At 45.2% G+C, this 12,829-nt stretch carries 10 protein-coding genes; 6 read left to right on the forward strand and 4 right to left on the reverse strand.

All coding sequences use genetic code 11. The features are described from left to right. Positions 1-68: 68 nt before the first annotated feature. Entirely contained in the window at positions 69-671 is a 603-nt protein-coding gene (locus MHH50_RS11845; RefSeq protein ID WP_340034363.1) for a YitT family protein, read from the reverse strand. 1,342 nt (positions 672-2,013) lie between these two features. On the opposite strand from MHH50_RS11845, the gene MHH50_RS11850 reads away from it, so the two are divergent. Then, complete coding sequence (locus tag MHH50_RS11850; RefSeq protein ID WP_340034365.1) at positions 2,014-2,718, forward strand: hypothetical protein; 705 nt, start codon at positions 2,014-2,016, stop codon at positions 2,716-2,718. 303 nt (positions 2,719-3,021) lie between these two features. On the opposite strand, the gene MHH50_RS11855 is transcribed toward MHH50_RS11850, so the two are convergent. Continuing rightward, on the reverse strand, positions 3,022-3,888 hold the full coding sequence (locus MHH50_RS11855) for an AraC family transcriptional regulator (RefSeq protein WP_076183289.1): 867 nt from the start codon (positions 3,886-3,888) through the stop codon (positions 3,022-3,024). 162 nt (positions 3,889-4,050) lie between these two features. Between MHH50_RS11855 and MHH50_RS11860 the strand changes: the two genes are divergently transcribed. The 4 genes from MHH50_RS11860 to MHH50_RS11875 all read left to right on the forward strand — a co-directional run bounded on the left by MHH50_RS11860 (position 4,051) and on the right by MHH50_RS11875 (position 7,745). Next, positions 4,051-6,018, forward strand: coding sequence for a beta-L-arabinofuranosidase domain-containing protein (locus tag MHH50_RS11860; RefSeq protein WP_340034611.1), 1,968 nt, complete (start codon positions 4,051-4,053; stop codon positions 6,016-6,018). 90 nt (positions 6,019-6,108) lie between these two features. Next, positions 6,109-6,678, forward strand: coding sequence for an HIT family protein (locus MHH50_RS11865; RefSeq protein WP_248548048.1), 570 nt, complete (start codon positions 6,109-6,111; stop codon positions 6,676-6,678). A gap of 18 nt (positions 6,679-6,696) precedes the next feature. Beyond that, the gene (locus tag MHH50_RS11870) at positions 6,697-7,332 is read left to right on the forward strand and encodes a pyridoxamine 5'-phosphate oxidase family protein (protein WP_076130571.1); all 636 of its coding nucleotides are present in this window, start codon (positions 6,697-6,699) and stop codon (positions 7,330-7,332) included. Between the two features lie 104 nt (positions 7,333-7,436). Beyond that, positions 7,437-7,745 carry a hypothetical protein gene (locus MHH50_RS11875; RefSeq protein WP_076130570.1) on the forward strand — a complete coding sequence of 103 codons (309 nt, stop codon included), beginning with the start codon at positions 7,437-7,439 and terminating at the stop codon, positions 7,743-7,745. 101 nt (positions 7,746-7,846) lie between these two features. Here MHH50_RS11875 and MHH50_RS11880 read toward each other — a convergent pair whose 3' ends face one another. Both MHH50_RS11880 and MHH50_RS11885 read right to left on the reverse strand, forming a co-directional pair. Beyond that, the gene (locus tag MHH50_RS11880; protein WP_340034367.1) at positions 7,847-10,282 is read right to left on the reverse strand and encodes a glycosyl transferase; all 2,436 of its coding nucleotides are present in this window, start codon (positions 10,280-10,282) and stop codon (positions 7,847-7,849) included. A 176-nt stretch (positions 10,283-10,458) separates the two neighbouring features. After that, the gene (locus MHH50_RS11885) at positions 10,459-11,514 is read right to left on the reverse strand and encodes a LacI family DNA-binding transcriptional regulator (RefSeq protein WP_036685989.1); all 1,056 of its coding nucleotides are present in this window, start codon (positions 11,512-11,514) and stop codon (positions 10,459-10,461) included. A gap of 288 nt (positions 11,515-11,802) precedes the next feature. Here MHH50_RS11885 and MHH50_RS11890 point away from each other — a divergent pair, with 288 nt between their 5' ends. Further along, positions 11,803-12,825, forward strand: a complete 1,023-nt coding sequence (locus tag MHH50_RS11890; protein ID WP_076279835.1) for an ABC transporter substrate-binding protein — start codon at positions 11,803-11,805, stop codon at positions 12,823-12,825. Positions 12,826-12,829: the final 4 nt, after the last annotated feature.

Genomic DNA, 12,829 nt, shown 5'->3' on the forward strand with positions numbered 1-12,829 from the left:
CCAGGTGAGGTAGAGATACGGTAGATGATTTTCTTATTATTATAATACGAACATATGATCGTGTATATTCATATTTTTTTCCATTTCTCTTCAGTCTCCAAGGTGCAGAGACCTGTGGCCACACCCCCAGCGATAATCGTGAGGATGGAGTGGAAGAAGGTTTCTTTGGAAATCAGGAGTCCTCCCGCGCCGATAATTATAAAATCTGTCAAAAAAATGATGAGTCCAAGGTTAAGCGGGAGATACCTTTTGATATATTGAGCAAGCAGATCCGTTCCGCCTGTACTGGCTTTGAACCGCAGCATAAGCCCAAGACCCGTTCCCATTAAAAAACCGCCAATAATGGCGCTGGAAATGGAGCCGAACTCAAAATAATACAGAAAGTGGTACTGCAAAGGACCGAGAAGCTCAATCAGAAACGATGAGGTCAATAAACCTAATACACTATTGAAAAAGATATCGCGTTCCTTCAGCCAGGCTAACAGGAAAATCGGAAAGCTGCAGAGAAGGACAGCTATACCGATTTTGGCATCGGATAAATAATTGATGATGAGGGCTATTCCTATTATTCCCCCATCTAGGATTTTATATGGGACTAGAAAAAAATTAGTTGCTGCTGCAATGAGCAAGCTTCCGATCAGGATGACCGCGTATCTCAATAATGACTGCATATTTAACATCTCCACATTAAAGGCATGTCTTATAAATATGCTTGTCACTTCCAAAAAATTGCAGTGAAGCAAAAAAACTGATTTCGGGCCTAATCATGCGGACCCAGGAGCCGCTATTAGGTAGATTCAAGGCATTTTTTCGAGCTAACGGACCCAGTAGCAGCTATTCCCACAAATGTAGTCCGATTCCGAGCAAATTATGAGCAATAAGAGCTATGCAGTCCGAAATTTCCGAAAAATGGGCCGAAAATCATAAATAGGTGCAATAGGGTCCGCAACGTTCAATAGATTTGAGTAACTCACCGCCCAGCCTCCATGCGGACCCAGAAGACCTTATTAGGCAGATACAAGGCATTTTTTCGAGCTAACGGACCCAGTTGCAGCTATTCCCACAAATGTGGTTCGATTGCGAGCAAATTATGAGCAATAAGAGCTATACAGTCCGAAATTTCCGAAAAATGGGTCGGAAATCACAAATAGGTGCAATAGGGTCCGATACGATCAAGATCGAGCAAAAGGTAGCTGATTTCGAGAATTAGACAGCTAGGTTGAGCCCCAGACAGCTAGTTTAAACAATGGCTAGCACGTTTAGGAGCAAATTTGGCAGGCGGCGTTCTTTTCAGCAACTGTTCGGACTCAGTTGCTCTTATTTCCATGATTCCGCTCGTTTTGTCACACTATCGGACGCAGTTGCAGCTATTCCCACAAATGTAGCCTGATTCGGAGCAAATTATGAGCAATAAGCGCTATGCAGTCCGAAACCTTCGCAAAATGAACCCATATGCTGAAATAGCTGCAATACGGTCCGATACGATCAAGTTCTAGCAAAAGGTAGCAGATTTCGAGACGTAGGCGGCTAGTTTGAGCAACAGGTAACTAATTTCTCGCACAGTGTAGCTAGGTTGAGCCCCAGACAGCTAGTTTAAACAATGGCTAGCACGTTTAGGAGCAAATTTGGCAGGCGGCGTTCTTCAGCAACTGTTCGGACTCAGTTGCTCTTATTTCCATGATTCCGCTCGTTTTGTCACACTATCGGACTCAGTTGCAGCTATTCCCACAAATGTAGCCTGATTCCGAGCAAATTATGAGCAATAAGCGCTATGCAGTCCGAAAATGCCGCAAAATGGATCGAAAATCAAAAATAGCTGCAATCCGGTCCGCAACGGGGAATGCTATGAATGGATGATTAAGCAGACGCGTCTCCGGGGGATATAGAGAGTAGTGTGATGGCTATACGGTGAGTTACTTGCTGATAAGCTTTGGAGGGTCGAGCCGCATAATCAGCGTTGAGCTATGGTAAGTATGAGTGCGCCACGCCTAGGAAGGTAAACTGGTAAAATTATTGCAAGGAGCAAGGAGCAAGGAGCAAGGAGCAAGGAGCAAGGAGCAAGGAGCAAGGAGCAAGGAGCAAGGAGCAAGGAGCAAGGAGCAAGGAGCAAGGAGCAAGGAGCAAGGAGCAAGGAGCAAGGAGCAAGGAGCAAGGAGCAAGGAGCAAGGAGCAAGGAGCAAGGAGCAAGGAGCAAGGAGCAAGGAGCAAGGAGCAAGGAGCAAGGAGCAAGGAGCAAGGAGCAAGGAGCAAGGAGCAAGGAGCAAGGAGCAAGGAGCAAGGAGCAAGGAGCAAGGAGCAAGGAGCAAGGAGCAAGGAGCAAGGAGCAAGGAGCAAGGAGCAAGGAGCAAGGAGCAAGGAGCAAGGAGCAAGGAGCAAGGAGCAAGGAGCAAGGAGCAAGGAGCAAGGAGCAAGGAGCAAGGAGCAAGGAGCAAGGAGCAAGGAGCAAGGAGCAAGGAGCAAGGAGCAAGGAGCAAGGAGCAAGGAGCAAGGAGCAAGGAGCAAGGAGCAAGGAGCAAGGAGCAAGGAGCAAGGAGCAAGGAGCAAGGAGCAAGGAGCAAGGAGCAAGGAGCAAGGAGCAGGAGCAAGGAGCAAGGAGCAAGGAGCAAGGAGCAAGGAGCAAGGAGCAAGGAGCAAGGAGCAAGGAGCAAGGAGCAAGGAGCAAGGAGCAAGGAGCAAGGAGCAAGGAGCAAGGAGCAAGGAGCAAGGAGCAAGAAGTAAGAAGTAAGAAGTAAGAGCAGCAGAAGGATTTAGGACGGATCACGGGTACACAATAAATGTGCCAAGCGGAGTACTGCTCCATCATAATAGTTACTTAAGTTTCTCCGATCTAGAGGAGCATTTCGCATCTCGCATCTCGCATCTCGCGTCCAATTAATCCAAAGCTGATCACGTAAGCCAGCAGCGCAGAAGAAAGCCAACAGCACACAAGAAAGCCAACAGCACACAAGAAAGCTACAGCAGCGCACCGCATTAACAACGAAAACAGCACGCCTCCAATTATGAGGCATGCTGTTTTTGCCGTTATCGGGAATACCGCTTGCGGAAGCGAAGCGGAGAGATTCCGATCTGCTGAGTAAAGCGACGCGAGAAGTAGGCGGTGCTCTCGAAACCGATACGTTCTGCGATCGCAGCTATAGGCATCTCTGTTTTAAGCAGAAGCAGCTTGGCCTGTTCCAAACGGTAATCCGTTAAATACTCCATCGGAGTCAGTCCATATACGCGTTTCATGCAGCGGGCAAGGTAGTTATAATGAAAATGCAGCGCATCCGCCAAAGAGGCATTGGAGAGAGGCTCCGCATAATGATTGCGGATATAAGTCTCTGTCCTCTCGGCGATCTCTACCGCATGACTTTCTGAAGTATCATGCTGCGCTAGATCCATCATCCGCAGCATTTCTTCAAAAATCCTTTGCTGCTCCCAAACTGCACTGGAACGTCTTCCAGTGGACAGCTGTAAAAGCTTCTCAGCTTGTCCACTCCGTTTAAAGGGATCAGGAAGGGGACCAAACTGCGGGATGCGAATGGTATATGGATGAGTAAGAAACTGCCGGAAATGTGTCTCTCGGTTGATATACACGGGCTCGCCATCAGAGCTTGACCAATCTGCGAGGGTATGAAAATGAATCCAGATAAACGAAGTCAGCTCCTCGCAAGACTTAACGGAATAATGATAGCGGTCAGGCAGCAGAAGCAGCGTATGCCCAGCCGCAACCTCCCATTGATTGTGCTCTTCACCGATAAATAGGCAACCTTGCTCTACAATAATCAGATCAAATAAGCCGATATGGCTTCTATTTGGATGCTGCTCTCCGGGTTGATAAACAGTGTGATTGCATTCCAGAAAATATGGAAAAGGCGGCGCTGCGAAATGTACATAGGAAGGACTCACTGTATTCTACCTCTCTTTTTATCGTAGTCCGAGCTCAAATTGTCCATGGAATTAGGAGTGTGAAATAGTACAAAAAAGGGGTTGCTTCTGATTATATTTTTTATCTATTGTACGCTCTATAATTGTAATTAGCGAGTATAAAATAAGGCTAAGGGGAAGATGATGATGAATAAAACGATCCAGGATCAGCAAGTTGTAAAAGATCAATCCGTTAGCATTAAAGATGATTTCTGGGGAAGTTATATAAAGCTGGTTCAGGATGTTGTAATCCCGTATCAATATGAGGCATTGCACGACAAAGCAGCGGGAGCTGAGCCCAGTCATGCCATTGCTAACTTTGAGATTGCTGCGGGCCGGAAGACCGGTGAATTTTACGGCTGGGTATTTCAAGACAGTGATGTAGCCAAGTGGCTGGAGGCCGTAGGTTATTCCTTAAGCATCAAACGTGACCCTGAGCTGGAGCGTCAAGCGGATGAAGTGATTGACCTCGTTGGAGAAGCGCAGCAGGAAGACGGGTACTTAAATACTTATTTTACGATAAAAGAACCCGGCAAACGCTGGACTAATCTGAACGATTGCCACGAGCTGTACTGTGCTGGGCATTTCATTGAGGCAGCCGTTTCTTATTACGAGGCTACAGGCAAAAGAAAACTGCTCGACATCATGTGCCGAATGGTTGATCATATCGATTCTGTGTTTGGTCCGGAAGAAGGAAAAATGCGGGGATATGATGGCCATCAGGAGATTGAGCTTGCGCTCGTGAAGCTGTATCGGCTCACAGGTGAGGAGCGGTATTTGAAGCTCAGCAGCTTTTTTATTAATGAGCGAGGTCAACAGCCGAATTTCCTAAAGCAACAATGGGATAGTCTGGGGAGTATCAATTTTTTCACAGGTCAGAAGGAGAATTTAGATTTAAAATATTACCAAAGTCATCTTCCGGTAAGAGAACAGGAAGTGGCTGTAGGACACGCTGTGCGTGCGGCTTATATGTATACTGCTATGGCTGATCTAGCTGCACTTACGGGAGATGATACTCTTCGCGAAGCATGCGAGAGACTGTGGAATAACATCACTACTAAGCAAATGTACATTACTGGCGGGATCGGATCTACGCATCGTGGTGAGGCTTTCACCTTCGATTATGATCTGCCTAACGATTCGGTGTACGCAGAGACTTGTGCATCTATTGGGTTGATCTTTTTTGCACAGCGAATGCTGAGAATATCGCCGGATGCACGTTATGCCGACGTGATGGAGCGGGCGCTTTATAACAATGTGTTGGGTTCAATGGCACAGGATGGTAAGCACTATTTTTATGTGAATCCACTAGAAGTATGGCCTAAGGCATGCAGCTGCAATCCAGATAAACATCATGTGAAGTCCGAGCGCCAAGGTTGGTTTGGCTGCGCTTGCTGTCCTCCGAATGTGGCGCGTCTGCTGACTTCGCTTAATCAATATATCTATACGATCCATGGTGATACGCTCTATACGAATTTGTATATTGGCAGTGAGCTGACAACAAAGCTGGGTGGAACAGATATTGCGATTCAGCAAGAGAGTAACTATCCATGGGAAGGTAAAGTCTCGTTGAAGATTAATCCCGCAGCGGAAGCAGAGTTTGGGATTGCCTTACGGATTCCATCATGGAGCCAAGGAATGGAGATCAGAGTCAACGGTGAAGCAATGAATACTCTTGAGAACATCGAGCAGGGATACCTCGTTATCCGGAGACTGTGGAGAGCAGGAGATGTAATCGAAGTGCATGACCCTATGGAGGCACATCGTATCTACGCACATCCAAGTTTGCGTGCTGATGCTCAAAAAGTAACGATTCAGCGTGGACCTCTTGTGTATTGTCTTGAAAGTATTGATAATGGTGAGCCGTTAAGCTCGATTTCTTTAAAAGAAGGCAGTGAACTTACTGCGGCTTTTGATGAGACGTTGCTCGGCGGCGCTGTTGTTGTCGAGGTAAAGGGGCTACGTGTAGATAAAGAGGGCTGGAGTGGTGAGCTTTACAGCAGAGTCAAAGCACCAGTTCAAACCGTAAAGGTTAAGGCGGTTCCGTATTACTTATGGGGAAATCGAGGCAGTGGTGAAATGAAGGTATGGATTCCGGAAGCCAGCGTTTAAGTTATAGGTAGACATTGATCTCGGGAATGACTGTGTTTTATCAGTATTTTCTAAGGGGACAGCTGTAATTTACAGTCTGTCCTTTTCTTTTTGCAAAAAGGAGAACACACGCAAAATGGCGAAATTAGAAGAAACATAGAAATATTCTTAAATCCTATAACAGTGGAGGCGGGCTATATTTATAATCATGCTCCAGAGGGTTATACTTGTCCCTTTTGTTTGTTGGTTTCGGGCATTGAAAATGAAGATGTGCATTCTAAGCAAGCGGATATTATTTATAAAGATCATTACATAACGGCTTTAATTGCTTCTCATTGGTATCCGAATAATGAAGGGCATGTTTTAATCATCCCTAATCAGCATATCGAGAATATTTACACATTGGAGGTTGAGATCTCAAACCGGATACATGAGCTGGAAATTGAAATTGCTAAAGGTCTTAAAGAAGTTTATAAATGTGATGGCGTTTCTTCTAGACAACATAATGAGCCGGATGGCAGCCAAGATGTATGGCATTATCATTTACATGTGTTTCCAAGATATCATGGGGATAATCTGTATGGTACTTTTGGGAAGTTATCGGATGAATCAACAAGAAAAAATTTCGCCCAATTATTAAGCGGATATTTGAGCAAAAATAAGAACATTGGGGCTTATTAAGTTGAGAGAGGGAGAAGTATGAAGTCAAACTTTTTCGAAAAAGGTATAGAGTCAGAAGAAGAGCTGAGGTCTTTATTTGGGTACCCAAGCGAATTGGTTAACAACAAAACCATAACTGTTATAGATCATCATTGCCGTGATTATATCTCAAAATCTCCAATGCTTTTTATGGCTACAAGCGGTTCGTCCGGTGCTTGTGATGTCTCTCCGCGCGGGGACGCAGAAGGTTTTGTTCACGTGTTGGATGATAAACATTTAGTGATCCCTGAACGCCCTGGGAATAGACGGTTTGATTCTTTGCGGAATATACTTGAGAACCCAAAAGTCGGTTTGATATTCATCATCCCCGGACTTGAAGAAACATTAAGAATAAATGGGCACGCGAGTATAGTTAAGGATGAAGATATATTGAAACCTATGGAAGCGCATGGTAAAGTCCCGATCATTGGAATTGGCGTGGAAGTAGAAGAATGTTATATGCATTGTGCAAAAGCCTTTAAGCGGTCACATTTGTGGGATGACGATCATTGGCTTGCGAAAGAAGTCTTGCCTAATCCATCAAAAATACTGGCGCAGCATGCCCGTAAACTTGGAGTTACTCCAGAGGATATCTCAAAATCACTAAAAGAAAGCTATGAAAAACGGCTATATTAACATTTTCGACTTAGAAATGGAATGGGATTTGCCCTTCATTGTATGCTATATTTGATCTGGATAAGGTAACTGATCATTTTACAGATAATAATGGAGGCATCACAATGAGTAAACGTTATCGGATGACAAGAGCAATGCAGAATGCTGGAGATTCAGCAACAACCCTATCTTTAGAAGAGTGTAAGCAATATTTCGCATCCAAACCTGATTTCACCTATACATCAGTTTTTACAGTAACAGGTGCCACTACCATGTCAATTGAGGGAGATTTCTTTATGTGGAGCTATGGTGATACAACAATCCCATTTAGACATTATCAGGGCGATATTTATGTTTCTGGCGCCAATGAAGCCGTGATTCCTAGAATGCTTGAGGTCGCGAGTGATTTAAGAGCAGATATTGTGGAAGGGTAAAAAAAAGATGCCCCCTGAATCCTTCAGGGGGCATCCCACTGTTAATTTTAGATCCGATCCGCTCAATCGTTCAAACGAACGGTGAGCGGATTTTTTTTGTATTAACCCAGTTTTACAACTACTTGGTGTACAGCACCGTCTCCAACTGGAGTGATGATGTTACCTTCTACAGCTGCGCCATCCAAGGTAAGACTAGCTACACCTTTGGATACATGGTTCGGGTTCTTGATTTGAATCACATAAGTATCTCCACGGAAGACACGGGTGATTTCAAAGCTGTCCCACTCTGTAGGAATACAAGGATCGATCTTCAGACCATTGAAGTCCGCTTGAATACCAAGGATAGATTGTGTAATCGCTACATAGTTCCAAGCAGCAGTACCAGTTAACCAGGAGTTTTTAGCTTCCCCGTGGCGAACGGCATCTTTACCTGCGATCATTTGCGAGTATACATAAGGTTCAGTACGGTGAATTTCACTGATGTCCTCCAAGTAAGCAGGAGCAATTTTAGCGTAAATTTCAAACGCTCTGTCGCCATGTCCAAGTACAGTTTCAGCGATCATGATCCAAGGGTTATTGTGGCAGAAAATACCAGCATTTTCTTTGTAGCCCGGAGGGTACGTAGAAATTTCACCCAGGTTCAGATAGTACTTGGAATATGGTGGCTGTTGCAATACGATACCGTATTTAGTATCCAAATGCTCTTGCACGGAAGTCAGAGCTTTTTCAGCTTGACCATCTTCCACACCGATACCGGCCATAACACAGATACCTTGTGGTTCGATGAAGATTTTACCTTCTTCGTTTTCTTTGGAACCGATCTTGTCGCCATAGTGGTCATAAGCGCGCAGGAACCAGTCACCATCGAAACCGTGAGTGAGTGTGATTTCACGCATGTTGTCAATCTTAGCTTCTGCATCCGTAGCTACGTCATTAAGTCCGCGCATCCGGCAGATTTCTGCATAGTCCGGTCCAACGAAGACGAACAGACCCGCGATAAATACGGATTCCGCTACGCGGCCTTCGATGTTGGCAGTAGTTTGGAAAGATTCGCCTGGTTCTGTAGAGAAGCAGTTCAGGTTCAAGCAGTCATTCCAGTCTGCACGACCGATCAGCGGCAAGCCGTGAGGTCCGAGATTGTTAGTTACATGCTCGAAGGAGCGTTTCAAGTGCTCAAACAGAGTAGCTGTGTTATCCGGATTGCTGTCAAAAGGAACCTGCTCATCAAGAATCGATGTGTCGCCAGTTTCTTTGATGTAAGCAGCTGTGCCAAGGATCAACCAAAGCGGGTCATCATTAAAGCCAGTACCGACTTCATTGTTACCTTTTTTGGTGAGCGGCTGGTATTGGTGATAGGCACTGCCGTCTTCAAATTGTGTAGCGGCGATATCGAGAATACGTTCTTTAGCACGTTCAGGAATTTGGTGCACAAATCCGAGCAAGTCTTGGTTAGAATCGCGGAAGCCCATACCACGGCCAATACCGGATTCAAAGTAAGAAGCGGAACGGGACATGTTGAAGGTAACCATACATTGATATGGATTCCAGATGTTAACCATACGGTTCAACTTGTCGTCGCCACTTTGGATTTGATATTTGGACAACAGGTTATCCCAGTGTGCAGCCAGTGCAGCCAAAGCAGCATCCACTTGAGCGTCTGTAGCAAATTGCTCGATCATAGCCTCTGCTGGTTTTTTGTTGATTACGTTCAGAGATTCCCATTTGTCTTCTTCTGGGTTTTCAATGTAACCAAGGACAAAGATGAAGCTTTGCTCTTCGCCCGGCTCCAGAGTAATGTTCAGGGCGTGCGATCCGATAGGGGACCAGCCGCTCGCTACCGAGTTAGTTGGTTCACCTGCAGCAACAGCTTGCGGGCTTTCCAGACCATTGTACATCCCTACGAAAGCTTCGCGGTCAGTATCAAAGCCGGCGATTTCTTTGTTAACAGAGTAGAAAGCGTAGTGGTTTCTGCGCTCACGGTATTCTGTTTTGTGATAGATAACAGAACCCTTCACTTCAACCTCACCAGTGCTGAGATTGCGTTGGAAGTTAGTCATATCATCTTGTGCATTCCAAAGACAGAACTCTGCAAAAGAGAACAGTTTAACGGATTTCTTCGCGGAACCCGTGTTTTTCACTACAAGACGATGTACTTCAGCGTTATGACCCATAGGTACAAAAGCAAGCTGGTTTACAGAGATACCGTTGCGTTCACCAGTAATGGAGGTGTAGCCAAGACCGTGACGGCATTCGTAGAAGTCCAGATCACGTTTTACTGGCATCCAGCCTGGAGTCCAGAAATCACCATCATCATAAAGATAGTAGTAACGGCCGCCAGCATCCATTGGGATATTGTTGTAACGGTAACGGGTCAATCTTCTGAGACGAGCGTCTCTATAGAAGGTATAGCCACCAGCAGTATTAGAAATAAGTCCGAAAAATTGTTCATTACCAAGGTAGTTAATCCAAGGGTAAGGTGTTTTTGGTGTGTTAATTACATACTCTTTACGAGTGTCGTCAAAGGTACCGAATTTCATGTGAGAAAGTCTCCTTTCGATTGTGAACGCGCGTTTATAAGTTTCAGGAAAAATTCCCTCGAGGGAAGGGATTCTTTCCGTTGTTTCTAAAAGATAGTATTAGGCAGTGATTTCGAGACCCAATGATAGCAGCTCCACAGAAAAATATTTATTCTTCAGTGAATGATGAATCTGTGCTACTTCTTCGGCGGTTGACAGGAATCTCTCTCCACTAAACGAGCTGGAAAGCTGATCGTGCTGAAAGTCGGCTGCTGTGAATCACACAGCTCGATTACTTTTTCCACTGCAGCCTTGGACATTTCATAAATCGGCAAGCGTACAGAGGTCAGCTTAGGCTGAATACGGGATGCCAGCTGAATGTCATCGAAACCCGCAATGGAGATATCCTCAGGGACAATGATTCCATGTTCGGAGAACGCTTCCATCGCTGAAATAGCCATGTCATCGTTGGAAGAGAAAAAGGCAGTCGGTAAAGGTTCACCAGAAGCAAGCAGCTTCTTGACCTCTTCATAAGCCGTCTCTTTCAGAAAATCACCCTTAAGAATAAACTTTTCATTCATAGGCAGACCATGTTTTTTCAGCGTGTCCTCATAGGCCGTGTAGCGTTCTCGACCAGAGTACGTATTCATTTGCCCACAGATAATGCCGATCTCTTGATGGCCTAAGGAGATTAAATGTTCAATCACTTCTGTGGTGCCCTCGTAATCTTTGGAATTCACAATGGCCAAATGATTGCGGTCAAGATGCTCCGACATAATCTCTGAGATATCATAATCAATCAGTACTAGCGGAGAATCGAGTCCCACCATTTCGCGGACGATATTAATATCCTTCTGAGTGCCGACAATTATACCACCGTCAATCCGTTTTTGCAGAAAAGCTTGTTTTACCTTCAGGAAATCGTCCGGAGAGTATACCGTATGAATCAGAACGTAACATCCGCGGGCATTCGACGTGTCGACTACGGCATCGACGAATGGTGCAAAGTAATTGTTCTGATAAATTCGGGTAGTGTTCTCTTTCTCGTTCATACTGATGGCGAACAATCCGATGGTATCGGTTTTCTTACCGGCCAGAGCCCGTGCAAAGCTGTTCGGTTCGTACTGATGTTGCTCAATCACCCGCAGCACTTTGGCCCGGGTTTCTTCAGGAACATTGGAATAGTTGTTGATCACGCGGGATACCGTACTACGGGAAACCCCGGCCAACTTAGCAATATCTTCGCTGCGCATGTTTCCCCTCTTTTCATAAACGCGCGTTTATGAGTTTATTGTAAGCGAAAGCATCGTATAAATCAATCGTAAAAAAAGAAATTTTGCGATCAAGTTAATAAAGGATGACATATTTTTAATAGAAGAAGAATCCTACCGAATAATGATAGAGCAGAGCAACTAGAAATAGTTTGTATAAGTTTTTTGCGGAGAAAGTGCATTGAAAGCTATGAAAGTCATGCTACTATTGTGATAAAGGTTATTGAGAATGATAATCAATGACAATAAAGCATAGGAGTGAAGGGATCAATGGCAAGATGGGGTCAGAAGTTTTTATGGGCAGCGGTACTTATAATGGCAATAACTGCGCTGGCAGCATGCGGAACGAATAACAATACTGCGAAAGAAAACGTTGCTAAGACACAGAATGCAGAGGAATCTACCTCAGCGAGCACTAGCGCACCAACTGAAGGAAATGGAAATGCCGCAGAAGAGGGTGCAACTCGGACGATTGCCGGGGAATTCGGGGATGTTGAAATTCCAATTAAACCGCAACGGGTAGCCGGGATCTATGTTGAAGATTATTTGAAGGCATTGGGCATTACCCCGGTGGTGCAGTGGTATCATCCAAGCTGGGGCAAACAGGATTATTTAAATCTTGATGTACCAGAATTTGATATTACCGGTAGTATGGAAGTGTTGCTGGAAAAAGACCCTGACTTGATTATTGTGGATGGAGGTGCGGATGCGGCGAAATATGAACAATATTCCAAGATAGCACCAACCTATCGTCTACCTGAGGCGGTGTTGCAAGACTCAAGACAAGTGCTTACGGCTATTGCAGATGCCCTCGGTATTCCGGAGAAGGCGGAATCTGTCCTTGCAGCGTACGATCAGAAAGTGGCAGAGGGGAAAGCTAAGCTGCAACAGGCCCTAGGTCAGGAAAAAGTAGCAGTGATCCGGCTCAACGTAGCGGATAAAACCTTTGCTCTATTCGGTGTTAAAAACCGTTTCACCGGTGTAATTTATTCTCAATTTGGCCTGACACCTGTGCCTATGGCGGCAGAAATGACCGAATATCAATCTATTATCTCCGAAGAGCTTATCCCTCAGCTCGAAGCGGATCATATCATTGTGTTCCCTGACAACGGGGGCTGGGATACTGAAGGGAATCAGGAAGCGACTCAAATCCTTGATGGCCCGTTGTGGAAGAGCCTGCCGGCGGTGAAGAACGGGAATGTTTATAGAATGGAACGTTCCCACTGGCAGACTGGTGCCATCACAGCCAATTCGATGAAGCTTGATGACTTGCTGAAAGCTATGGTGAAATAAAACG

This window comes from Paenibacillus sp. FSL H3-0302 (genome assembly GCF_037982245.1).
Taxonomy (GTDB): Bacteria; Bacillota; Bacilli; order Paenibacillales; family Paenibacillaceae; genus Paenibacillus_AQ; species Paenibacillus_AQ odorifer.

Coding starts and splice junctions, on each gene's coding strand:
- MHH50_RS11845 (WP_340034363.1), bottom strand. CDS start 671: ATGCAGTCATTATTGAGATACGCGGTCATCCTGATCGGAAGCTTGCTC.
- MHH50_RS11860 (WP_340034611.1), top strand. CDS start 4,051: ATGATGAATAAAACGATCCAGGATCAGCAAGTTGTAAAAGATCAATCC.
- MHH50_RS11870 (WP_076130571.1), top strand. CDS start 6,697: ATGAAGTCAAACTTTTTCGAAAAAGGTATAGAGTCAGAAGAAGAGCTG.
- MHH50_RS11875 (WP_076130570.1), top strand. CDS start 7,437: ATGAGTAAACGTTATCGGATGACAAGAGCAATGCAGAATGCTGGAGAT.
- MHH50_RS11880 (WP_340034367.1), bottom strand. CDS start 10,282: ATGAAATTCGGTACCTTTGACGACACTCGTAAAGAGTATGTAATTAAC.
- MHH50_RS11885 (WP_036685989.1), bottom strand. CDS start 11,514: ATGCGCAGCGAAGATATTGCTAAGTTGGCCGGGGTTTCCCGTAGTACG.
- MHH50_RS11890 (WP_076279835.1), top strand. CDS start 11,803: ATGGCAAGATGGGGTCAGAAGTTTTTATGGGCAGCGGTACTTATAATG.